This window comes from Enterococcus sp. DIV0174 (assembly GCF_050529065.1).
GTDB classification, from domain to species: domain Bacteria; phylum Bacillota; class Bacilli; order Lactobacillales; family Enterococcaceae; genus Enterococcus_B; species Enterococcus_B thailandicus.
Genome location: NZ_CP172881.1, coordinates 1,730,165 through 1,753,135, shown reverse-complemented (window position 1 = coordinate 1,753,135; position 22,971 = coordinate 1,730,165). Strand labels below are relative to the sequence as shown.

Here is a 22,971-nt window from a genome sequence, read left to right as displayed (position 1 = left end):
CGTTAATGAGTACGCAGGCTAATCTATTTGTTCGTTCACAAGTTTTTCCGAAAGAAATGCCACAAGTTTTTGAAAAAAAACGACAAGTTGGAATCTTGGGAGGAACATTTAACCCTGTCCATCTGGCACATCTGGTTATGGCTGAACAAGTTGGACAAAATTTAGGACTGGATCGCGTATTTTTAATGCCATCCTATGAACCACCACATATTGATGAGAAAAAAACGATTCCGGCAGCGCATCGTTTGAATATGCTCGAGCTTGCAATCGAAGACAATCCATTTTTGGCAATTGAAACAGTTGAATTGAGCCGTGGTGGGAAAAGTTATACTTATGACACGATGAAAGCCTTGACGCAGAACAATCCAGATACAGATTATTATTTCATCATCGGCGGTGACATGGTTGAGTATCTTCCAAAATGGTACAAAATTGATGAATTAGTTCATCTTGTTCATTTTGTAGGTATCAAGCGTGCTGGTTATGGAGTCGAAACACCGTATCCGGTCATTTGGGTCGATGTACCTGAAATTGACATTAGTTCGACCAAGATTCGTCAAAAAGTTCGCCAAGGTTGCTCTATCCGCTACTTAGTTCCTGACAAAGTAGTTGATTATATTCAGAAAGAAGGCTTGTATCAACATGGATTATAGTAGTCATTATACTGCAGATACTCGCGAAACACTGATGCAAAAAGTCCAAATGCGAATGAGTGAACGTCGTTTTCAACATGTCTTAGGCGTGGAAAAAATGGCGGTAGCATTAGCTGAGAAATATGGTTGTTCACCAGAAAAAGCTAGTATTGCAGCGTTGACCCATGATTATGCAAAAGAACGTCCGGATGATGAGTTTATACTAGTCATCAAACGTGATGGATTTGATTCTGATTTGTTGAATTATGGCAATGCGATTTGGCATGGACTTGTGGGTGCTTCATTTGTTGAACGTGAATTGGGCATTACTGATCCCGAGATTTTAAATGCTATTCGAGTGCATACAACTGGAGCAGCAAAAATGACTTTACTGGATAAAATCATTTATGTTGCTGATTACATTGAACCAGGCAGAAATTTCCCTGGGGTAGAAGACGCGCGCGAAATTGCATTAGTCGACTTAGATGAAGCAGTTGCTTTTGAAACAAAGCACACATTAGCTCACTTAATTGAACAAGAACAACAAATTTATCCAAAAACAATCGAAACATACAATCATTGGGTGGCGAAAAAATAAATTTGTCACCAAATGTTAAGGAGGAAATTATCATAGATAGCAAAGAACAATTACAAATTGCGGTAAAAGCAGCAGATTCAAAACGTGCAGAAGATATTTTAGCACTTGACGTGAGAGAAGTTTCGTTATTGGCAGATTATTTTATGATTTGTTCAGCAAACAGTGAACGTCAAATGAACGCAATTACAGAAGAAATTATTGACAAAGAAGAAGAAAATAACTACGAAGTGAAACGCATTGAAGGAAAAGAAGGCGGAAAATGGATCTTGATTGACCTTGGTGACTTGATTGTCCATGTCTTCCACGCACCTGAAAGAGAATTTTATAATTTAGAAAAATTATGGTCAGATGCACCACTTGTAAACATTTCTGAATGGTTGGATTAATATGGCTTACGAAACATTCGCTTTTATTTATGATGAAGTAATGGATGAAGCGCTATATCAACAATGGTTAGCATTTTCAAAGAGACACTTACCTGAGCAAACAAAGAACATTTTAGAGCTTGCTTGTGGTACGGGTGCATTAGCTGTTGAATTTGCAAAAGCAGGTTATAATGTGACTGGACTTGATTTGTCGGAAGATATGTTAATGATGGCAAGTCAGCGCGCTTTTGAGCAAGAAACAGCCGTCCAATTTGTTGAAGGAAACATGTTAGATCTTTCAGAAGTAGGACAATACGAAGCAATTACTTGTTATTCAGATTCATTATGTTACATGGAAAATGGGCAAGAAGTTCAACAAGTTTTTGATGAAGTATATCAAGCTTTGGAAGAAAATGGCCGTTTTTTATTTGATGTACATTCTGTTTATCAAGTAGATACGGTTTTTCCAGAATATAGCTATCACTATCAAAGTGAAAAGTTTGCTTTTTTATGGGACAGTTATCCAGGAAAAGAACCACATAGTATTGAACATTTCTTAACCTTTTTTGTAGAGGATTTGGATCAGCCTGAAAAATTCATCCGTGAAGACGAGCTTCATCAAGAACGCACGTATTCAATGGAAAGCTATTTGCGCATGTTAGAAAATAGTGGTTTTTCAAAAGTAGAAGCTTATGGTGATTTTACAGATGAAACACCAACTGAAGAAACGAAACGCTGGTTCTTTGTAGCCTATAAAGAATGAATTTAAAAAGAGCCGTGACAAATGTCGCTGCTCTTTTTTCTTGTTTTCCTTAGAAAAAGAGTAATGGGGAGGGATCTGATGAGAAGTTGTGGCTTAATTGTAGAATATAATCCATTTCATAATGGTCATCGCTACCACGCAGAAATGGCAAGGAAACAGACAGATGCGGAAGTCGTCATTGCTGTGATGAGTGGTAATTTTTTGCAACGAGGTGAGCCGGCCATTCTTGATAAATGGCAGCGTGCAAATGAAGCATTACAAAATGGCGTTGATCTAGTTATCGAATTACCGGTTGAATGGGCAGTTCAATCTGCCGATTATTTTGCAAAAGGTGCAGTGAGATTGTTGCAAGATTTAGGCTGTGACTCATTATGTTTTGGAACAGAAAATACGACTCATTTTGACTACGAGTCATTTGGAAAATTTGTTCGGGACAACCAACGTGAAATTGATCAGGCATTTCAAAATTTAGCCGATCAAAAAATCAGCTATCCACAAAAAATGACAGAAGTTTTTCGCACACTACTGCAAGATGAACAGCTCGATTTTGCCTCACCTAACCATATTTTGGGCTTGAGTTATGCCAAAGAAAATGCAAGGTATGAACGACCGATGGCACTGCATCCGATTGAAAGGAAAAGTGCTGGTTATCATGAAAAAGAAATTGCTGATGAGACGATCGCAAGTGCCACTGCCATTCGAGAAGCTGTTGCTAGGCAAGCTGAGATTCAACACGTTGTTCCAGAAGTAACAGCTCACGATTTACTAACGAAACCAACTCAAACTTGGGATGAATTATGGCCATATCTGCGTTATAAATTATTATCGACGCATGTAACACAATTGAAGGAAATTTATCAAATGACGGAAGGCTTAGAAGTTCGCTTACAAGAAGCTGCGAAGCAATCTACAGACTTTCATTCTTTCGTATCTTTGGTTAAGACGAAACGTTATACTTGGACAAGAATCCAACGATTGGCGTGCTACGTGTTATTAAATATAACGGAATCTGAAATTTTCGCGCAGCAAGAAAAAAATTATCTTCACATATTAGGATTTACTGAAGCGGGGAGACAGTTTCTGAAAGAAAAAAAACAAGACATTAGTCATGTCTATTCACGAATAGGGAAAAAAGAAGCCACAGAAGCACAGTTATTAATTCGTAGCGATCAAATTTATTGTTTAGCGAACAGTCAGTTGATTGAACAAAATTTTGGCCGAATGCCAATTCTAATCAAGGGATAGAGAAAATAAATTGCTGATTTTTTGATAAAATGGGAATAATGAAAAAAAGCTTCACAGAATTAGGATTCACAAGTATAATGAAACAGGACGTTTTTGCGTTACGGAACTAGAAAAAGAGAAAGCGAAGTGAAAATATGGGTCGTAAATGGGCTAATATTGTGGCAAAGAAAACTGCTAAAGATGCAAACAACAGTCGAATTTATGCAAAATTCGGGATTGAAATTTATGCGGCAGCGAAATCAGGTGAACCTGACCCACACGCTAACCAAAAGTTACATTTCGTTATTGATCGTGCGAAAACCTATAATGTGCCTAAACATATTATTGACCGCGCCATTGAAAAAGCAAAAGGTTCAGGAGATGAAACATATTCTGAATTGCGCTATGAAGGATTTGGACCGAATGGCTCAATGGTGATTGTTGATACATTGACAAACAATGTGAACCGAACTGCAGCAGATGTTCGTGCAGCTTTTGGTAAGAACGGCGGAAACATGGGTGTCTCTGGTGCCGTTTCTTATATGTTTGATAACACAGCTATTTTTGGTTTTGCTGGCGACGATGCGGATGAAATTCTTGAATATTTAATGGAAAAAGATATCGATGTTCGTGATGTCATCGAAGAAGAAGGACAAATCATCGTTTATGGTGAAGTTCCTGATTTCCACGCTATCCAAGAAGCATTGAAAGAAAAAGGCATTACAGAATTTTCGATTGCAGAAATTCAAATGTTACCACAAACTGAAATCACTTTAACTGGTGATGATCTAGTACAATTTGAAAAAATGATCGATGCGTTAGATGAACTTGAAGATGTTCAAAATATTTTCCATAACGTTGAATTGGACGATTAGGCGTTTGCCTAGTTTATTCAAACTTTTTTCAAATCAAAGAAGTATGGCAGGTTGATGCCATGCTTCTTTTTTGATGAAGGAAAGATTTTACTAGTTGATTTTTGTTTTTTATTCCATTTCACCTGTGGTATCATAAGGTTACAGGTATTATTTTGAAATGATACAGAGTATATTGGAATTTGGGCGAGGAATAATGATGGAAGCAAAAATAATTTTGGAACCTTTCGATAGAATATTAAGCGGTTACGAAAAAGTAGAAGAATTAGCGGTAAATATTGCTGATTGCTCAAGTATCGCACATAAGTATGCAAGATTTGGTGTAGAAGGCTATCGTTTAGGAAATTATACTGGGATAGGTTATTTGAATCGTTATTTGGAATGTGCAATTGATCGAGTACCCATGCTCATTTATCAAAAGAATTATTTGATTCCACTCTTGTTTAAAAATGCTGAAACCTCTTTCCAGCTGTTTAACGAGGGGTATCGAATGGAAGCTTTCTTTTTGTTGTTAGAATGGAGTCTGAAACATCAACCAGAGAAGATTTTGATTGAACAAGATCCAACTGTTACTTCATCCAAAGAGAAAATCATCGACAGTGCCTATCTCGTGTTTCGCTTGACCGAAATTTTGGACAGCGGAGGATATCCAATCAGTCATTTTCAAACAATTGAACAATTTATTGACTGGAATCGAATTTATCGTTTGATCGACAATGGTGGAGTGGGGCGTCATAGTAAAATATTTGATCCCGAATTTCCAGAAAACATTGAAGAATTACGAATGATCGTGACTTTAGTTAGTTTGAAATATCCGGAAACAGGTTTGCAGATACCTGAATAATATAAAAATTTTCGGTGCAGATACTAATTTTTTGGTAATCGGTACAGCATAAACATATTAAGAGGGGAGGGGAACATCGGCTGACGCTGATGCTTCTCTCTTTTTTTACTTTAGATTATTGTAAGGTTGTGACAGAAATAGTCAGTTTCGAGAAATAAGGAGAAATTTTCAGAAATGATTTTTCAAATTTTTGTCAAATTTAGACTTATTTGAAAGAAGTTACTTATTGAATACGGTGAATGAGGTTGCAGCTCCAAGCAATAAGGATGCTTTATTTAAAATAGCTTTCCATAAGTTTGAAGTGGATGCAAACTATGCCGAGGAGTTGTTTTTGAATAACCTTTATTCGTATATTCAAAAAGGGGTACGACAAGCTTTTTGTCGTACCCCTTTTTTTGGTAAAATGCTTTAAATCACTTCTTTGTTATAAGTCAAAGAATCAATTGCCTTCAATAATGGACTCTTATTGAAGGACGTAAACAGTGTCAATTCGTGCATTGCGCGTGTACACATAGTATACAAAATTAGCTTGTCTTGTTCTGTGTGGAACTGCTCATCGTTAATATTCCATAAGAAGACGCGATCGAATTCAAGTCCTTTTGCCAAGAAGGCAGGTAACAGAATAATTGAACGTTTCATAAAGTCTTCCTCATCAAGAATCAATTGAACTTGTTGTTTCAAATTTTCAGGGAATTGTTCATATAACTGTTCACATTCCTCTTGTGTTTTAGCAATGATTGCTGTCCGCCAGTGTTTTGCTTTGGCTTGCGTTTGTTCAAGTGTTTCTTCAAACCAATGAAGTTGTTTTTCAGCAGTTGAAGCTTCGATGATGACTGGTTTATCACCTTTTCGAGCAGTTGTTTCGACACGATCTTCTTTGGATAAGAAATGATTTGCGAAGTCAGTGATTTCTTTAGTTGAACGGTAACTGGTTGTTAATTGGAAACGTGTGACCTCTTGATTGTCAAAAAGCTGTGAAAGAGAACCAACGATGGTTTCATTACCAAAGACATTTTGATTGAGATCGCCACAGAAAGTTAAGTTTGCTTTTGGATAAAGTGCTTGAAGCAGGGCAACCTGTGAAGGTGCGAAATCTTGCATTTCATCAATAAAAACATAACGAGCTTTCTGAGTGATTGTTACTGGAAATGTGCGACGCATTAGCAAGAAGAATAAAACAGCATCTTCTTGTTTCATTTGTTTTTGACGAAAATTTAGACGAATCTCAGCAATTTGTTTTGTCCATTGTTCTTTGGAAATCCCATGGGAAACCAGTGCTTTTTCTGGAACACTTTGTAAAAAGTGGAGATATTGTTTAGGCATATTCACAAATTGATAGCTGGTAATACCACGATGAACACGACGAAATTTTTTACGTACGATTTGATTTGCCAGTTTTTTGCGTAAAGATTTTTCTTTTTGCTCTGTGTACTCAAGGTTTGGATCAGTTGCGTATAATTCTTGCAATTGTTCTTCAGCCAAATCTTTCACCCATTGTTGACGCGTTTCATCTTTTTGTAAGCCACCTAATTTTTTAAGTAGCTTTGTTTGCAGCAGAGAAAGACGTTGATGCAATGGTAGCAAAGTATTTGTTTCTTGGTACCATTTTCGTATAGAATCTTTTGCGAGAATGGTTCGTCCATTGATTTTCATGTCACGGAATAAAGGTCCATAATTCGTAATTGCCTTCACATAATGATTGATATGGTTAACTAGTGTTAAGCCATTTTTTAAGTCGTGGATTGGATCATTTTTTCCAAATAAAAAACCATGTTCTTGTTGATCTTCTTCAACTAGCGAATAATCTTGTAGCAGTTCTTCTATATAGCTTCTAAATGTCTTGGTTGGGACACCACTTTCACCAAGAGAAGGTAAGACAGTTGAAATATAGTCTGAGAATAAATGGTTGGGTGAAAATAACAATACGTGTTCCGCATCTAACCATTTCCGATTATGGTACAGTAAAAAAGCAATTCGTTGAAGCAAAGCAGAAGTTTTTCCACTTCCTGCGATTCCTTCAATCAGCATTACTTTGCTAGTTGTATCGCGGATGATTGCATTTTGTGCTTTTTGGATTGTCGAAACGATATTTTTCATATGGGTACTTGAAGCTTCATCTAAAATCTCTAGTAAAAAATCATCGTTGATTACTTCAGAAGTGTCTACCATTGAGAGAATCTCGCCGTCTTGGATTTTGAATTGGCGTTTAAGTAACAACTCCACGGTCATACGTTCGACATCTGTTTCATAGTAAGCAGGTCCGATTTCACCTTCATAATAAAGATTGGCAATTGGTGCGCGCCAGTCGATGACAATTGTTTCTTCGGTCAAATCACGTAAAGAAGCAATCCCTAAATAAAGGGTTTCTGCTTCATTTTCTTCTTTAAAATCAATGCGGGCAAAATAGGGATTCCCTTGCATGACATCTAAAGTCTGTAAACGATGCTGTTGTGCATCGAGAGTATGATATTTTAACAGTAGTTCTTGTTCATGTTGGCGGTATTCAACAGCAGACTCGTAAAATGACTCATTAGAACCAGCACGGATACGGTGATTAGCTGTTTCCTTTGTTGAGGTATTCATTTCTTGGGTCAATTCTTGTTGCTTACTGTTTAATAATTTTTGTTCAAGCTGGATTAATTGAACGGTTTCGTCCACATGTGCTTGTTCCATTTGTCTTTCATTCATGGCTTATTTGCTCCTTCCGCCTTAAATAACGAACTAAAAGTATAGCACAATTATGGGAAAAAAGGTATTTTTTAAAAGTTAGTGAAAAAAAGTTTGGTAACAGCTTAGTCAAAGTAATGTGTGAAAAAGGAAAGAATAAACAAGAATGATAGTTGTTTTCATTTAGCACGTATTAGTTTAAAAACGAGAAAAAAACGCCTATGCTTGAAAGTGAAAGAAGGTTGAGAAAGATGACACATTTAAAAAAATTTCTTTTAACAGTATTGATTGGTGGGATAGCGTTAATCAGTGAATTTATTTTTCATCAGTCTCAACTGGCATTTTTCTTGATTGCAGTTACTGGTGGTATTCTTGCCTTTTTGATGTTCCTCGAAATGATCAAAACATTACGCTCAGGAAAATATGGCGTCGATATTTTAGCAATTACAGCGATTGTAGCAACGTTAATAGTGAAAGAATATTGGGCGAGCTTGATGATTTTGATTATGTTAACGGGTGGCGATAGTCTAGAAGATTATGCGAATCAAAAAGCTAGTAAAGAGTTACAAGCACTGCTTGATAATACACCTCAAACAGCACATAAGTGGATTGATGGAAATTGGCAAGAATTACCCGTCGAGCAAATCGAAGTCAACGATAAACTAGTTGTTAAACCGGGTGAAACAATCCCTGTTGATGGGCGAGTAATCAAAGGAAGCTCGGAAATAGATGAGTCTTCACTAACAGGTGAATCACAACCCATTACTAAGAATATTGGTGATATGTTATTGTCTGGTTCAATCAATGGTGATCGTTCATTAGAAATGCGGGTCGAAAAACGTGCTGCAGATAGCCAATATCAATTGATTCTTAATCTGGTTCAAGAATCGAAAGAAAAACCTGCAAAGTTTGTCCGAATGGCAGATCGCTATGCAGTCCCATTTACATTGGTAGCTTATTTCATTGGCGGAATCGCTTGGTGGCTTTCAGGTGATCCACATCGTTTTGTCGAAGTCTTAGTTGTTGCTTCACCTTGCCCCTTAATTTTGGCAGCGCCCGTCGCACTTGTTGCCGGAATGAGTCGTTCGAGTAAAAATGGAATCGTTGTTAAAAATGGCACCACGCTTGAAAAGCTAGCAGTGACTAAAACGATTGCTTTTGATAAAACCGGGACAATCACCAAGGGACAATTGGAGGTGACAGCAGTTCAACCAGCTGGTAAATTGTCAAAAGAAGAATTACTAATGTATGCAGCTAGTGCAGAACAAGAATCAAGCCATATTTTAGCTCGTTCATTAGTTAGTTACGCAAAAAATCAAAAACTGTTGCCAACTTCAGAATTAAAAGAAATTGTTGGTCAAGGAATAGAAGCAAGAATTGATAATCACTTTCTTCAAGTTGGCAGAGCCAAATGGCTGGGCGTACCCGAAATCGCTTCGGAGGAAACTATTATTTATGTTGCTTTTGATCGAGAATTTGTTGGCACAATCCACTTTGCAGATGTGATTCGTCCTGAGGCAACAAATGCCATCAAACAACTGAAAGATTTCCACTTGAAACAGGTGATGATGCTAACTGGGGACAATCAAACTGTGGCGCAAACAATCGCCAAAAAAGTCGGAATCACGACGGTTCATGCGCAATGTTTACCACAAGATAAATGGCAAATTTTAGCGGATGTCCCTGAGAAACAACGACCAGTAACGATGGTAGGTGATGGCGTGAACGACGCACCTGCGCTAAGTGCAGCAGATGTTGGTATTGCAATGGGGGCACATGGTGCAACAGCCGCTAGCGAAAGTGCAGACGTAGTCATTTTAAAAGATGATTTGACACGGGTTCCTGAAGCCGTTTTGATTGCCAAAGAAACGATGCGTATTGCACGCCAATCAGTCTTAATTGGCATTTTTATTTGTATTGCACTCATGTTGATCGCAAGTTTTGGAATAATCCCTGCACTCTTGGGAGCTATGTTACAAGAAGTAGTTGATACAGTCTCGATTTTAAGTGCGTTACGTGCAAAAAAATAGTTGCACTCAAATGAAGGCAGTAAACCTGGTTGTGAGAAGTGATTATTGATGATTCAGGCTATTTTTTAAGTGAGTAAGGGTTTCATTTTTAGGGATTGTCAACTTTGAAAATGGGTAGGAACAAGATAAGAAAATAAATGAGGATTAGTTAGGTGGTAGCCAACTAATCCTTTTTTCTTTTATTTAGCAAGTGTAGAGAATAAGGGGTGTTATAATTAGTGAAAAAGAGAAACCAACATATCAAACGAAAAAGTGGTTCTGTTTGTAGAAATGAATGGTGAGGAGGCTACAGTTGATGCAGTATAAGTTGGAACAGTTTATTGAGAACAGTGAATTTCCAGCTATCTTTATTATCCAAAAGGCCGAGGAAACACAAATTTTGCGTCATTGGCATAAAGAGATTGAGATAACTTATGTCGCTAAAGGAAAGGTTGATAGTTACTTTATCGAAGGAAAAAATTATACAGTTAATGAAGGTGAAGCAGTATTTGTCAATCCATTTGAAATACATGGTATACGAAATATCAAGGAAACTTCTTATCCGGATAGTGTACTTACAATTATTTTTCCAACACCGTGGATTGAAAAATATTTTCCGGATATAGCAAAATTTAGGATAAATCAATCAAAAATTTCTCAAGAGAGTGTTACCAAGAAACAGTATGCCATGTTTATTTCAGAACTTGATTCGCTGTTTGAGTTAGTCAAGAAACCAGTTGATAGAATAAACAATGTCATGATTACTGCCAGTTTATTGAAACTATTGGGAATGTATGTCAAAGAATTTGCTATTGAACAAGCAGAAAATTCAAGCCATCTGTTGGATGAAAAAATTTACAAAATATTAGACTATATACACAAAAATTCTGATCAACGCTTGAAAATTTCAATGATTGCTGATGAATTTTATTTATCAGAAGGGTACCTTTCTCGCTACTTTAACAGTAAAGTTGGTGTTTCAATCATTAGCTATTTAGAATTGATTAGGAGCTATCAGGCGATACAGTTGATTCGCGAAACAGATCGAACAATTGAAGAAATTGCTTTAGAAACAGGGTTTGCCAGTACAAAGTCTTTAAATAAAACACTAAAAAATATTATAATCAGACGGCAAAATTCTTTCGCTAAGCATCAAAAGGTCAGGATATGCCCTAATAGTAAGCAGGAAAGCCTCTTATTTTATTTAATCGCGTGAGCTAATATTCAAGTATAGAAAGCGCTATCTAAATAAATTGGAGGTTTTTTAGTATGAGTAAGAATAACCCATTATTCAAATTTGCTATTTTGTCGATATCCCTAATCTGTATGGTCGCGCCAGCTGTATCGGCGACTGTGCCAGATATCTTATCAGTGTTTCCAAACAGAAGTGCTGGTTCAATTGAACTATTAATGTCAGTCCCCAATTTTGGTATTTTTCTATTTGTTTTTATTGCTCCAATGATTACTCGGAAAATTGGTGACAAACCGACTGTATTGCTGGGGCTAACGATTGCCCTCTTAGCAGGAGTCACACCAGTTTTTACAACAAACTATACTCTTTTATTGGTTTCACGATTCTTGCTTGGTTGCGGAATAGGTTTATTCAATGCATTAGCATATTCTTTAATTACCAAATACTACAGTGGTGAGGAAAGGAATCGCTTATTGGGATACCAAGGAGCGTTAACAGCTTTAGGTAGTACCATTTTTAGCCTGATTGCAGGATGGTTATTACAATTCAACTGGCATTTAAGCTATCTTGTGTATTTCATTGCGATTATTCCAATCATTTTATTTGGATTTGTCGTACCGAATGGCCAACAAGACTTAGAAGAAAATGCATCAGATGAAAAAGTAACAATAGAAAGAGCAGTTATTTTTTATTCAGTTTATCTATTTTTTGTTTATGCTTTCTTTATGACTGCAATTTTCAAACTGGCTTCTTTATTCATCGAAATGGGGATTGGGACACCAGCACAAGCCAGCTTGAGTTTAGCCATTTTAACTGCATGTGGATTTTTTAGTGGAATTGTTTTTGGAAAAGTAAAACAAGGATTTAAGTCATTTACTGGTCCGGTTGCTGTTGCATGTCTTGGTGTTGCACTTGGAAGTCTCAGTTTAGTGAATCACTTGGTGCTAGTTACTTTGTTAGTGATTGCTATTGGATTTTTCCAAGGATTAATTAACCCAACGGTCTTTAGTGAAGTGGCAGAAGTCAGCAACGCTGCTTCTCAAAATATTGCTTCCACCTGTCTGTTAGTTGGAATTAATCTGGGCGTGTTTTTAAATCCTACAATTATATCAGGTTTCAGTAAATTGGCTGGAATCACTACGACATCAACAACCTTTTTGTTGTCAGGTGCTTTGTTGCTTATTAGTGCAGTAATCTATCAGCTATTTATTCAAGCACAAAATAAAAAAGTAAAGAAGGTAATGGAACAATGAACATTGAAAGAAAAAACTTAGTTGGAAAATTAACTTCTGGGAGTAGAGAGGAGCTAATGCCATCGTCAGGACAATCGAATACAGAAAGCACACCACAAACGATTGTTCAAATGAGAGATGGTATGGGGTGGTCAGCTAAAGACATCACAACGCATAGCCTGCTAATTGAGGACACGGTACTTAAGGGGCATATCCCCGTAAGAGTGTATCGCAAGGAAAAACTTAAAGGGAAAGTATTACCCGTTTTAGTTTATTATCATGGTGGAGGCTTCTTTGGGGGCTCAATCCAAAATGTAGAGCAAATTTGTAGAACATTTGCTGATAGAGCAGATTTGGCAGTAGTCTCTGTTGGCTATCGCTTAAGTCCAGAGAATCCTTTTCCAGCTGGATTGATGGATTGTTATAAAGTGGTTGAAGTTTTGGCAACGGAAGGTCATTTATTCCATATTTCATCAGACAAAATTTTTGTTGCTGGTGATTCAGCAGGCGGGAATTTAGCAATCAGCGTAGCTATTTTAGATGCGTCAATTATGACCACTGGTTATGTAAAAAAAATAGTTTCTTACTATCCTGTTGTTGACCTGACATCAAAAGGAAAAGGTGAATTTTGGGATACGCGTGCGATCAAAACGCAAAGCTAAGAAGAAAAAGAACTGGTTACGGAGTATATTAATGGGTTCTCGTCTTTGGAGGCACAGGTTGAAGATTGGTATTGTGGGGCTTCAATCAATCGTTCAAATGAGTTGATTTCACCACTATTCGCTTCGGATAAGATCTTGTCCCAATTACCACCGTTAAAAATCATCGTCGGTGAATTTGATCCGTTAAGACAGCAAGTAGAATCATTTGCTGAAAAGTTGCTAGCTGCAAAGACAGAAGGTTCAATGACCGTATATCCAGGAGTCATTCATGCATTTATGGATAAAATCGGTATTTATGATGAAGCAGAAGAGGGGATTTTGGAAGGAATTACTTTTTTGAAAGGGGATAATTAGGATGAAATGGAATAGACGTTCTAAAATAAGGTTGTGGCGCAAACTGCTTAGCTCCGAACAGATAGCGAGAAACTGACAAAAATAACTTTTCATATTTTTGGACAGTTGTGAATGATGTGGAGAGGAGTTGCGTTGGGAACATCGCTTATTCGGCAAAAGGAGGTATGACAAGATTTTTGTCATACCTCCTTTATTTAACAAGAAACTAATGACAGCAAATAACAGGATGATTATCACAAGCAAAGCAGAACTGAGTATGACATAATGGGATAGCTAAGCTTGGAGTTTTTTGCTGAAAATGAAAAACAAAAGGTTTTGCAGGAGAACAATCCAGAACGAGTAGTATTAAGCTAGAACGGAACAAAATAAAAGGAATAAAAATAAATGAGAAAAACGATCTATTCGACGACATCTGAAAGAAATTCCAAGAAAAGGCTCTATGTAGTTCAACTCATTTTTGTTTTATTGATGCTAGTTTGCTTATGGATAGAGCACTATTTTCTTACATGCAATTTTGGTATGATATCCAGTCTGTTTTATTTTTTTCAAAAGACAAACAGGCGTTAAGGAAAAATACTCCTTAATTTTTATTTTTTTGTATGTGATTATTCCGAAAAGTGAAACGCAAAATAAATTTACTTTGACTGCTTTTTTATTTTAGAAAGTTTTTTTTCTGTTTCATAAAAATGTCTTGAAACAAGTAAAATTGATCCTTATTTTTGTGCTAATATAAAGTACGGAAGAACAAGGTTCATTAGTTGAAAAACGAGTACTTGAGTTCAAATGAAAACGTAGATGATTTATATGCTGTATGTCATCCATTTTTATTTTTGTCTTAAGAAAGAAAAACTATCGCGAAAGGGGGTGAAGAAAATGCCGTTTGTTCATGTCGAATTAGTCGAAGGCCGTAGCCCAGAACAATTAGAAAATATGATGAAAGATATCACTGAGGCTGTTCATAAAAATACGGACGCACCAAAAGAGCATATCCATGTCATTATCAATGAAATGAAAAAAGGTACTTATGGTGTAAATGGAGAATGGAAAAAATAAGTCTGATTTCATACTTGCTTTTTCTAAATATTAGTGGTTAAATAAACACATAATTGATTGACGAGAAAGACAACTGAATTTGAGAGTCTTCTATTAGAGAGGAAAAGCTAGGCTGAAACTTTTCCAGAAGAAAACCAAAGGATGACCACTTTCGAAACCTTTGTTGAAACAAAGGCGGTCGGACCGTTAACACGCTCGAGGAACACATCTTTTGTGTTCAAAATTAGGTGGAACCACGAAATTTTCGTCCTAGTATCTGTTTAGATACTAGGGCTTTTTTTGTCGAATCGAGTCAATCAAAATTCAAAGGAGGAATTTCTATGTTAAAAATTACTTTTCCAGATGGCGCAGTCAAAGAGTTTGAGGTTGGCATCACAACCTTAGCAATTGCTGAAAGCATCTCAAAAAGTTTAGCTAAAAAAGCACTAGCAGGTAAAGTGAATGGCCAATTAGTTGATTTGGATCGTCCAATTGAAGAAGATGCAACAATTGAAATTGTGACACCAGATCACGAAGACGCACTTGGATTAGTTCGTCATTCTGCCGCCCATTTGATGGCTCAAGCAATGCGTCGTTTATATCCTAGTATTCATTTTGGTGTAGGCCCAGCGATTGAATCTGGGTTTTACTATGATACTGACAATGGCGAAAATCCTGTTACAGCGGAAGATTTGCCAGCCATTGAAGCTGAAATGATGAAAATCGTTAAAGAAAACTTGCCAATTGAACGTCGTGTGTTATCAAAACAAGAAGCACTAGAAGTTTTTGCAAGCGATCCTTACAAAGTAGAATTAATTACTGAATTGCCAGAAAATGAAGTAATTACTGCTTACCAACAAGGTGAATTCATTGATTTATGCCGTGGCCCACACGTTCCGTCAACTGGACGCATCCAAGTATTCAAACTATTATCAGTGGCAGGTGCTTACTGGCGCGGAAATTCAGATAACCATATGATGCAACGTGTCTATGGAACAGCATTCTTCAACAAAAAAGAGTTGAAAGAATTTATTCGCTTACGTGAAGAAGCAAAAGAAAGAGATCACCGTAAACTAGGAAAAGAACTTGGTTTATTCATGGTTTCACCTGAAGTTGGTTCAGGATTACCATTCTGGTTACCAAAAGGTGCAACAATCCGACGCACAATTGAGCGTTATATTGTAGATAAAGAAGTTAGCTTAGGTTATCAACATGTATACACTCCAATTATGGGTGATGTTGAACTGTACAAAACATCTGGACACTGGGACCACTATCAAGAAGATATGTTTCCACCAATGGATATGGGCGATGGCGAAATGTTAGTATTGCGCCCAATGAATTGCCCTCACCACATGATGGTTTATAAAAACAATATCCATTCTTATCGTGAATTACCAATTCGTATTGCTGAATTAGGAATGATGCACCGCTATGAAAAATCTGGGGCACTTTCAGGTTTACAACGCGTACGTGAAATGACTTTGAATGATGGACACACTTTTGTACGACCAGATCAAATCAAAGACGAATTCAAACGCACACTTGAATTGATGGTTGCTGTCTATGCAGACTTTAACGTCACAGACTATCGTTTCCGTCTAAGCTATCGCGATCCAAACAATACAGAGAAATATTTTGATGACGATGCAATGTGGGAAAAAGCCCAAACAATGTTAAAAGCTGCAATGGATGAATTAGAACTTGACTATTTTGAAGCAGAAGGTGAAGCTGCATTCTACGGACCAAAATTAGACGTTCAAGTAAAAACAGCTTTAGGAACAGAAGAAACATTGTCAACGATTCAATTAGACTTCTTGTTACCAGAACGTTTTGACTTAACATATGTAGGCGAAGATGGCGAAAATACACATCGTCCAGTAGTTATTCACCGTGGAATCGTTTCAACGATGGAACGTTTTGTTGCTTATTTAACAGAAGTATACAAAGGTGCATTCCCAACTTGGTTAGCACCAATCCAAGCAACAATTATCCCTGTTTCTGTCGAAGCACATGGTGATTACGCTTATGAAATCAAAGAACGTCTTCAAATGAAGGGCTTGCGTGTGGAAGTTGATGATCGTAATGAAAAAATGGGTTACAAGATTCGTGCTTCACAAACACAAAAAATTCCTTATCAATTAGTTGTTGGGGACAAAGAAATGGATGATGCAACTGTCAACGTTCGTCGTTATGGAAGTAAAGAAACTTCTGTTGAAGACTTAAATATTTTTGTTGATGCAATGGTTGCTGAAGTGAAAAACTACAGTCGTGAAGGCTAAACGATTTTTTTGCCAAGGTTAGGATGCGTAAGTGTCCTAGCCTTTTTTTTATTTTGGATTTTTCGAACAAATTAACCAATTTTTTCTTGGTGGAATCAAATGAAAAAATTTTTCGTATGTTATACTAAAGTGACTCTAATTAAATGGATGGTGACTTATGAGCGTAATTAGTCGTATCGAAAGTATGATGGAAGAATATTCTTCTGCGGAAAGAAAACTTGCCAATTATATTATCAATCATGTAGAAAAAATTCCGACAATGACTGCGAATGATTTAGCCGAAGCAGCTGGGTCAAGTGCACCGACAGTTGTTCGTTTTTCCAAAAAAATTGGCTTTCAAAGTCTAACGGATTTCAAAATTACCGTTTCAACGGAATTACAAACGGGATTAGTTGAAGGGTTTAGTGATATTGAACCAAATGAATCGTTTTATTCAATCAAAAATAAACTTGGAAATAATGCACAAGTGGCAATCAAAGAAACCGTTGATATTTTGGAGGAAGAAACCATCCGGACTGTTGTTCAAAGTTTAGAAGAAGCAGAAACGGTTTTCCTTTATGGTGTGGGCGCCTCGTCTTTAGTTGTTGAAGATATTTTGCAAAAGTGGTCGCGAGTGGGCAAACCGATTATTTTTGAAAAAGATATCCATGTGCTACTGCCTCAATTAGTCAGCAACGAACAAAAAAAAGTTCTTTGGCTCGTTTCGAATTCGGGAAAGAGTGCAGATGTCGTTGCTTTAGGAGAGTTAGCAAAATCATTGAATATCGAAGTAATCGTGTTAACTCAATTTGGAAACAATCCATTAAGTAAATTAGCAGATGTAACTGTACAAACTTCTCGCCCTAAAGAAATCACGAATCGAAGTGCGGCCACAAACTCACTATTGGCACAATTTGCGACAGTTGATATCATTTTTTATTTCTATATGGCAAAAAATGAGTACTTAAGCGAGAAAGTGGCTCAAACACGTGAAGCAATTCAGCAATATTTTAAATAATGAGCGTAAAAAAGCTGGATTTGATTCGTGAAAAAGAAAACTTGTGTGGAGAAAGTTTTCCACAAGGTTAAGTTTTTTGTAGATGTTTCACAGAAATGGGAAACGTTGTTTTCAAAAAAACACTTAAAATTATGAGTTTTCAGTCAAGCTTCCTTGACTGTGTTCCACCTAGTGTGAAACAAAAAAACTCTGGTATCTTGAATTTCGTTAAAGAATTTCATCATCTGATGATTTTTTCTTTGTTATTCATACTTTTTTGGGTATAATTTTTCGTGAATGTAAGTATGCGGGAAGGATAGGAAATAATGAAAGATTTTATGAAAAAAATAAAGAATAATTCTTGGTTTGACAAGTTAAAAAAGGGAACACAAGAACCGAGGAATAAACCCTATCGGCGTTCCCACGTTCCTTTTCGTTTAAATGTTCTCTTCTTTATTATATTTACGTTATTCGTAGCATTGATTGCTAGGTTAGGTTATTTACAAATCGTTGATGGTGAGACGATGGAAGCCAAAGTTAAATCATCTTCAACAATTACCGTTCAAGAAAGTTCACCTCGTGGGATGATTTACGATGCAACTGGAAAAGCTTTAGTAAAAAATCAAGCAAATCAGGCAATCACTTTTACAAGAGGCTCACAGATGACATCAACGGACCTATTGAAATTAACAAAAAAATTGAACGAACTAATTGATGTGCCAGCTGATGACTCATTAACAGCTCGTGATAAAAAGGATTTTTGGTTAGCAGATGCGGATCATTTAGCGGAAGCAACAAAACGTCTTTCTTCTACTGAAAAACAACTAGATAATAGCCAACAATACGCAGCAACAGTGGAGAAAGTAACGGACGAAGAAATCAACTTCGATGAAGAACAATTAAAGATGGCAACCATTTTCAAACGAATGAACAGCGCGTATGAATTAAATACGGTTTATATCAAAAATTCTGGTGTAACAGATCGTGAATTAGCAGTTGTTGCTGAAAATGCTTCAGAGTTACCAGGGGTTTCAACTGGTGTTGATTGGACCCGTGAGTATTTAGCTGCCGATTCGATGAAAAGTATTCTAGGTAGTGTAACAACCGAAAAACAAGGATTGCCTGCCGATGATATTGATGCTTATTTAGCAAAAGGATACTCACGAAATGATCGTGTTGGTCAAAGTTATTTGGAAAAACAATATGAAGATGTGCTACAAGGAACAAAAACACAATATGAAGTGAAATTAGATAACGAAGGAAATGTTTCAAGTCAAAAAGAAATTTTTGCTGGCGAAAAAGGTTCAAATTTAAAATTATCGATTGATGCAGAATTTCAAAATAAAGTGGATGAAATTTTAAAACGGAACTTCCAAGCTTTAGTTGATAGCGGCAAAGCCAAATATTCACCAGGTGCATACGCAGTTGCGATGAATCCACAAACTGGGGAAGTATTAGCATTAGCTGGTTTTAGCCATGAAGAAAGTTCAGGAGAAATCACGGAGAATGCTCTTGGAACAATCACCAACGCATTCACGCCAGGGTCAGTGGTCAAAGCTGGTACTTTGGCAGCTGGTTGGAAAACTGGTGTTATTAGTGGAAACCAGGTCTTGATTGACGAACCCATTCAATTACAAGGTTCTGCTGAAAAAAGTTCTGTCTTTAACAGAAGTGGTCAAATAGCACTAAATGCAGTGAAAGCACTCGAATTATCTTCGAATACGTATATGATCAAAGTAGCATTAAAAATGTTAGGATTAGAATATACACCTAACATGGGACTTCCTGGCCTTGATGAAGAAACAAAAGCTTACGATGAACTACGAAACTCTTTTAAAGAATTTGGGTTGGGAACGACTACAGGAATTGATTTACCTAATGAATCAGCTGGAATTTCTCGTTCAGTTGACTTTATGAAGAAATTTAACGCGGACAATGACGGTGAATGGTATACATCTGGTAACTTTACCGACTTAGCATTTGGTCAGTTTGATACGTATACACCAATTCAATTGGCTCAATACGCTTCAACTGTTGCCAATGGAGGAAAGAGAATTCAACCACATATCGTTTCTGGAATTTATGGAAATGATGAAAATGGTAACTTAGGTGAACAAAAGAAAAAAATCGAAACAACTGTTCAAAATGAAGTAAATATTTCGCCTGAAAATATGGCTATTCTTCGAGAAGGATTCTATCAAGTAGTCCATGGAACAGAAGGGTATACAACAGGTAAACCCTTAGCTGGTGCAAAAATGGATCTATCAGCAAAAACTGGTACAGCTGAAACGGTTGCAGAGGGTCATCCTGACATCACAACAGTGAACAGTAACGTGGTTGCTTATGGGCCAACGGATAATCCGGAAATTGCAATCAGTGTCGTTTTACCGAACTTAACGGATGAAAAAGACCATATGAATTTAACAATTGCCAAAGAAATCACAGATGCTTATTATGATATGTATTTAGCGAACTAATTTGTTCGGGCGATTTTAAGCCAAATCAAACCAGTTTTAAACTAGTTTGATTTGGCTTTTCCTTTTACAGCGTAAAACTTTTTTCAAGTGAAATTACTTGTCAAAATAAAAAAATAAACGAAATGAACTGGATTTTATCAATGAATGATGGTTGAAATAAAAAAACGTCAAGTAAAACTACTTAACGAATTGTCGGAAAAGGGTAGATTTCTCTCAACAATCATGGTAAAATTATCAAGTCTGAGAGTCATCTTAGAGGATTCTAGTAGTATGGGAGGGAAAATCATGCGCGTAAACATCACATTAGAATGTACTTCTTGTAAAGAACGTAACTACCTAACAAGCAAAAACAAACGTAACAATCCAGATCGTTTGGAAAAACAAAAATATTGCCCACGCGAACGCAAAGTTACTTTGCACCGCGAAACAAAATAAGTTTGATTAAAGAAGTTGCAAGAAACATTTCGATGTTTTTTGTAACTTTTTTTATGCACTTTTTTTGGAAACACTGGTATTGACGAAAGGTGAAAAATCATTGATAATACATAGATAGTTATCAATATGTAATTGAGTAGTATTTAAATGTGAGGCTTGTTAGCAAAGGAGAGGAAAGAATGGATCATGAGCAAATGGCAAAAATGTTTAAAGCATTAGCTGAGCCCAACCGTATTAAAATTATTGAACTACTTTCGACGAGACCAATGTGTGCCTGTGAAGTCCTAGATTATTTTGATTTTACACAGCCAACTCTTTCCCACCATATGAAAGTTCTAGAGTCTGTAGGAATCGTTTCAGTTGAGAAGGATCGTAAGTGGCATTATTATTTTTTGAAAAAAGAAGAGGCCTCAGAATTATTAAAAGCAATGTTAGATCTTTTTCCTAACTAACGCACAAATACAGGCGCGATCATGTCAGGAGAAAAATTATTTTGTTACCTAATTGTGCCTATGTGATTCAATGGATCTAAACAACCAACGAATCATATGAACTGCTTTGGAGATAAGAAAAATTCAATTTACAAGGAGAAAAATTCATGACTTATGCGTTAGAAATAAACGAACTAAAAAAAGTATATGCAACTGGTGTTGAGGCCTTAAGAGGTATCGATTTAGCTGTAGAAGAAGGAGACTTTTATGCACTGCTTGGACCAAATGGTGCTGGGAAGTCCACAACAATTGGTATTATTACTTCATTGGTCAATAAAACATCTGGAAAAGTGAGTGTTTTTGGTTATGACCTTGATACTGATTTGGTGCGTGCCAAACAACAAATCGGATTGGTTCCTCAAGAATTTAATTTCAACCCGTTTGAAACAGTGCAACAAATTGTTGTCAATCAAGCGGGCTACTATGGCGTTTCACGTCAGGAAGCTTTAAGACGAAGTGAAAAATATTTAAAGCAATCGAACTTATGGGAAAAACGAAATGTTCGCGCACGAATGCTTTCTGGAGGAATGAAACGACGATTGATGATTGCTCGTGCTTTGATGCATGAACCGCGTTTACTGATACTTGATGAGCCAACAGCTGGCGTTGATATTGAACTAAGAAGAGAAATGTGGACATTTTTGCGAGAATTAAATGAACATGGAACAACAATCATCTTGACGACTCATTATCTGGAAGAAGCAGAAATGCTTTGTCGAAATATTGGAATCATTCAAGCGGGTGAATTGATTGAAAATACTAGCATGAAGAGTTTACTGTCAAAATTACAATATGAAACATTTATTTTCGATTTAGAACCACATACTAAATCATTTTATTTACTGGGTTACAACCATCTTTGGGAAGATGAACAAACACTTGCAGTTGAGGTCGAGCGTAATCAAGGTGTGAATGGAATTTTTGAACAATTGACGGAAAAAGGAATCAAGGTACTCTCAATGCGTAATAAATCCAATCGTTTAGAAGAATTGTTCTTGAAGATTACAGAAGAAAATGGTCATGTGGAGGAAAGAAATGTTTAATTTATATGTAACGGCGCTTAAAAGTTTAGCAGTCAAAGAAACAAATCGCTATTTGCGAATCTGGGTTCAGACATTAGTACCACCAGTTATCACGACTTCTTTATATTTTATTATTTTTGGGAAAATGATTGGTGGACGAATTGGTGAGATGGGTGGATTTTCTTACATGGAATTCATTGTTCCAGGTTTAATCATGATGTCAGCGATCACTAGTTCTTATGCAAATGTTTCTTCCTCATTCTTTTCACAAAAATTCCAAAAAAATATTGAAGAATTATTAGTAGCACCTGTACCCACACATGTGATTATCTGGGGATTTGTCATTGGTGGTTTGGGTCGAAGTGTTTTAGTTGGGACACTGGTAACAATTATTTCGCTCTTTTTTGTTCCATTACACGTTTATTCATGGTCAATGGTCGTCCTCACGTTATTGATGACAGCCATTTTGTTTTCATTGGCTGGGTTACTTAATGGTATCTTTGCGAAGTCTTATGATGATGTTTCAATCGTACCGACGTTTGTGTTACAACCTTTGACTTATCTTGGCGGTGTCTTTTATTCGATTTCAATGTTACCACCTATTTGGCAAGCTGTTTCAAAAATCAATCCAATTGTGTATATGATATCGGGCTTTCGCTATGGATTTCTTGGGACGATTGATGTTCCTATTTTCTTCTCGATTTTTATTTTAGTTGTCTTCATTCTTGTCCTTTATAGTGTTTGCTGGTATTTGATCGAAAAGGGTCGAGGACTACGGAGTTAAAGAAAATAATTAACAAAACTTGACAGTTCTCTTCAAAAAATAAAAGGTCGCGCCAAGA

Annotated in this window: 20 protein-coding genes, 1 pseudogene and 1 other annotated feature; of the genes and pseudogenes, 20 read left to right on the top strand and 1 reads right to left on the bottom strand. The window is 36.6% G+C overall.

Features of this window, described 5'->3' with window-relative positions:
- The first annotated feature begins 5 nt into the window (after positions 1-5).
- From IGJ93_RS08290 to IGJ93_RS08255, 8 genes are all read left to right on the top strand, one after another.
- Positions 6-653: a nicotinate-nucleotide adenylyltransferase gene (locus IGJ93_RS08290; RefSeq protein ID WP_067480907.1), complete on the top strand. Its 648-nt coding sequence runs from the start codon at positions 6-8 to the stop codon at positions 651-653.
- Positions 643-1,230: a bis(5'-nucleosyl)-tetraphosphatase (symmetrical) YqeK gene (yqeK, locus tag IGJ93_RS08285; RefSeq protein WP_067480910.1), complete on the top strand. Its 588-nt coding sequence runs from the start codon at positions 643-645 to the stop codon at positions 1,228-1,230. Before IGJ93_RS08290 ends, yqeK begins: the two co-directional genes overlap by 11 nt.
- A 2-nt stretch (positions 1,231-1,232) precedes the next feature.
- Complete coding sequence (rsfS, locus tag IGJ93_RS08280) at positions 1,233-1,616, top strand: ribosome silencing factor (protein WP_231885363.1); 384 nt, start codon at positions 1,233-1,235, stop codon at positions 1,614-1,616.
- Between the two features lies 1 nt (position 1,617).
- Entirely contained in the window at positions 1,618-2,358 is a 741-nt protein-coding gene (locus tag IGJ93_RS08275) for a class I SAM-dependent DNA methyltransferase (protein WP_075491340.1), read from the top strand.
- A 78-nt stretch (positions 2,359-2,436) separates the two neighbouring features.
- A complete protein-coding gene (locus IGJ93_RS08270) occupies positions 2,437-3,603 on the top strand; it encodes a nucleotidyltransferase (RefSeq protein WP_086270814.1) in 1,167 nt (388 codons plus the stop codon).
- Between the two features lie 134 nt (positions 3,604-3,737).
- Positions 3,738-4,457, top strand: a complete 720-nt coding sequence (locus IGJ93_RS08265; protein ID WP_067480918.1) for a YebC/PmpR family DNA-binding transcriptional regulator — start codon at positions 3,738-3,740, stop codon at positions 4,455-4,457.
- Between the two features lie 196 nt (positions 4,458-4,653).
- Positions 4,654-5,298, top strand: a complete 645-nt coding sequence (locus IGJ93_RS08260; protein ID WP_430596914.1) for a hypothetical protein — start codon at positions 4,654-4,656, stop codon at positions 5,296-5,298.
- 226 nt (positions 5,299-5,524) lie between these two features.
- Entirely contained in the window at positions 5,525-5,710 is a 186-nt protein-coding gene (locus IGJ93_RS08255; protein ID WP_140444147.1) for a hypothetical protein, read from the top strand.
- Here IGJ93_RS08255 and helD read toward each other — a convergent pair.
- Entirely contained in the window at positions 5,707-7,986 is a 2,280-nt protein-coding gene (helD, locus tag IGJ93_RS08250; RefSeq protein ID WP_311801697.1) for an RNA polymerase recycling motor HelD, read from the bottom strand. The two genes, IGJ93_RS08255 and helD, sit on opposite strands and share 4 nt — an antisense overlap.
- 230 nt (positions 7,987-8,216) lie before the next feature.
- On the opposite strand from helD, the gene IGJ93_RS08245 reads away from it, so the two are divergent.
- The 12 genes and pseudogenes from IGJ93_RS08245 to IGJ93_RS08190 all read left to right on the top strand — a co-directional run bounded on the left by IGJ93_RS08245 (position 8,217) and on the right by IGJ93_RS08190 (position 22,913).
- Positions 8,217-9,995, top strand: coding sequence for a heavy metal translocating P-type ATPase (locus tag IGJ93_RS08245; protein ID WP_067480931.1), 1,779 nt, complete (start codon positions 8,217-8,219; stop codon positions 9,993-9,995).
- Between the two features lie 295 nt (positions 9,996-10,290).
- Positions 10,291-11,190: a helix-turn-helix domain-containing protein gene (locus tag IGJ93_RS08240; protein WP_285700563.1), complete on the top strand. Its 900-nt coding sequence runs from the start codon at positions 10,291-10,293 to the stop codon at positions 11,188-11,190.
- Positions 11,191-11,243: 53 nt separating this feature from the next.
- Entirely contained in the window at positions 11,244-12,419 is a 1,176-nt protein-coding gene (locus IGJ93_RS08235) for an MFS transporter (RefSeq protein WP_270608032.1), read from the top strand.
- A pseudogene (locus IGJ93_RS08230) lies at positions 12,416-13,414 on the top strand (alpha/beta hydrolase). Before IGJ93_RS08235 ends, IGJ93_RS08230 begins: the two are co-directional and overlap by 4 nt.
- 873 nt (positions 13,415-14,287) lie before the next feature.
- A complete protein-coding gene (locus IGJ93_RS08225) occupies positions 14,288-14,467 on the top strand; it encodes a 2-hydroxymuconate tautomerase (RefSeq protein WP_067480942.1) in 180 nt (59 codons plus the stop codon).
- A 51-nt stretch (positions 14,468-14,518) separates the two neighbouring features.
- Positions 14,519-14,722, top strand: a binding site (T-box leader).
- 65 nt (positions 14,723-14,787) lie between these two features.
- On the top strand, positions 14,788-16,728 hold the full coding sequence (gene thrS / locus IGJ93_RS08220; RefSeq protein ID WP_071868253.1) for a threonine--tRNA ligase: 1,941 nt from the start codon (positions 14,788-14,790) through the stop codon (positions 16,726-16,728).
- Between the two features lie 157 nt (positions 16,729-16,885).
- Complete coding sequence (locus IGJ93_RS08215) at positions 16,886-17,725, top strand: MurR/RpiR family transcriptional regulator (protein ID WP_067480948.1); 840 nt, start codon at positions 16,886-16,888, stop codon at positions 17,723-17,725.
- Positions 17,726-18,027: 302 nt separating this feature from the next.
- A complete protein-coding gene (locus tag IGJ93_RS08210) occupies positions 18,028-20,181 on the top strand; it encodes a peptidoglycan D,D-transpeptidase FtsI family protein (RefSeq protein ID WP_285700662.1) in 2,154 nt (717 codons plus the stop codon).
- A gap of 270 nt (positions 20,182-20,451) precedes the next feature.
- Positions 20,452-20,616: a 50S ribosomal protein L33 gene (gene rpmG, locus IGJ93_RS08205; RefSeq protein ID WP_002293909.1), complete on the top strand. Its 165-nt coding sequence runs from the start codon at positions 20,452-20,454 to the stop codon at positions 20,614-20,616.
- A 179-nt stretch (positions 20,617-20,795) separates the two neighbouring features.
- Positions 20,796-21,068 (top strand): ArsR/SmtB family transcription factor, encoded by a 273-nt coding sequence (locus IGJ93_RS08200; RefSeq protein WP_067480954.1) that lies wholly within the window; start codon positions 20,796-20,798, stop codon positions 21,066-21,068.
- 146 nt (positions 21,069-21,214) lie between these two features.
- On the top strand, positions 21,215-22,150 hold the full coding sequence (locus IGJ93_RS08195) for an ABC transporter ATP-binding protein (protein ID WP_067480957.1): 936 nt from the start codon (positions 21,215-21,217) through the stop codon (positions 22,148-22,150).
- Positions 22,143-22,913, top strand: a complete 771-nt coding sequence (locus tag IGJ93_RS08190) for an ABC transporter permease (RefSeq protein ID WP_067480960.1) — start codon at positions 22,143-22,145, stop codon at positions 22,911-22,913. The genes IGJ93_RS08195 and IGJ93_RS08190 overlap by 8 nt, the downstream gene beginning before the upstream one ends.
- The last annotated feature ends 58 nt before the right edge of the window (positions 22,914-22,971 follow it).

Coding starts and splice junctions, on each gene's coding strand:
- IGJ93_RS08215 (WP_067480948.1), top strand. CDS start 16,886: ATGAGCGTAATTAGTCGTATCGAAAGTATGATGGAAGAATATTCTTCT.
- IGJ93_RS08260 (WP_430596914.1), top strand. CDS start 4,654: ATGGAAGCAAAAATAATTTTGGAACCTTTCGATAGAATATTAAGCGGT.
- IGJ93_RS08275 (WP_075491340.1), top strand. CDS start 1,618: ATGGCTTACGAAACATTCGCTTTTATTTATGATGAAGTAATGGATGAA.
- IGJ93_RS08290 (WP_067480907.1), top strand. CDS start 6: ATGAGTACGCAGGCTAATCTATTTGTTCGTTCACAAGTTTTTCCGAAA.
- IGJ93_RS08225 (WP_067480942.1), top strand. CDS start 14,288: ATGCCGTTTGTTCATGTCGAATTAGTCGAAGGCCGTAGCCCAGAACAA.
- yqeK (WP_067480910.1), top strand. CDS start 643: ATGGATTATAGTAGTCATTATACTGCAGATACTCGCGAAACACTGATG.
- IGJ93_RS08240 (WP_285700563.1), top strand. CDS start 10,291: ATGCAGTATAAGTTGGAACAGTTTATTGAGAACAGTGAATTTCCAGCT.
- IGJ93_RS08190 (WP_067480960.1), top strand. CDS start 22,143: ATGTTTAATTTATATGTAACGGCGCTTAAAAGTTTAGCAGTCAAAGAA.
- IGJ93_RS08235 (WP_270608032.1), top strand. CDS start 11,244: ATGAGTAAGAATAACCCATTATTCAAATTTGCTATTTTGTCGATATCC.
- IGJ93_RS08270 (WP_086270814.1), top strand. CDS start 2,437: ATGAGAAGTTGTGGCTTAATTGTAGAATATAATCCATTTCATAATGGT.
- helD (WP_311801697.1), bottom strand. CDS start 7,986: ATGAATGAAAGACAAATGGAACAAGCACATGTGGACGAAACCGTTCAA.
- IGJ93_RS08265 (WP_067480918.1), top strand. CDS start 3,738: ATGGGTCGTAAATGGGCTAATATTGTGGCAAAGAAAACTGCTAAAGAT.
- thrS (WP_071868253.1), top strand. CDS start 14,788: ATGTTAAAAATTACTTTTCCAGATGGCGCAGTCAAAGAGTTTGAGGTT.
- IGJ93_RS08200 (WP_067480954.1), top strand. CDS start 20,796: ATGGATCATGAGCAAATGGCAAAAATGTTTAAAGCATTAGCTGAGCCC.
- rpmG (WP_002293909.1), top strand. CDS start 20,452: ATGGGAGGGAAAATCATGCGCGTAAACATCACATTAGAATGTACTTCT.
- IGJ93_RS08195 (WP_067480957.1), top strand. CDS start 21,215: ATGACTTATGCGTTAGAAATAAACGAACTAAAAAAAGTATATGCAACT.
- IGJ93_RS08245 (WP_067480931.1), top strand. CDS start 8,217: ATGACACATTTAAAAAAATTTCTTTTAACAGTATTGATTGGTGGGATA.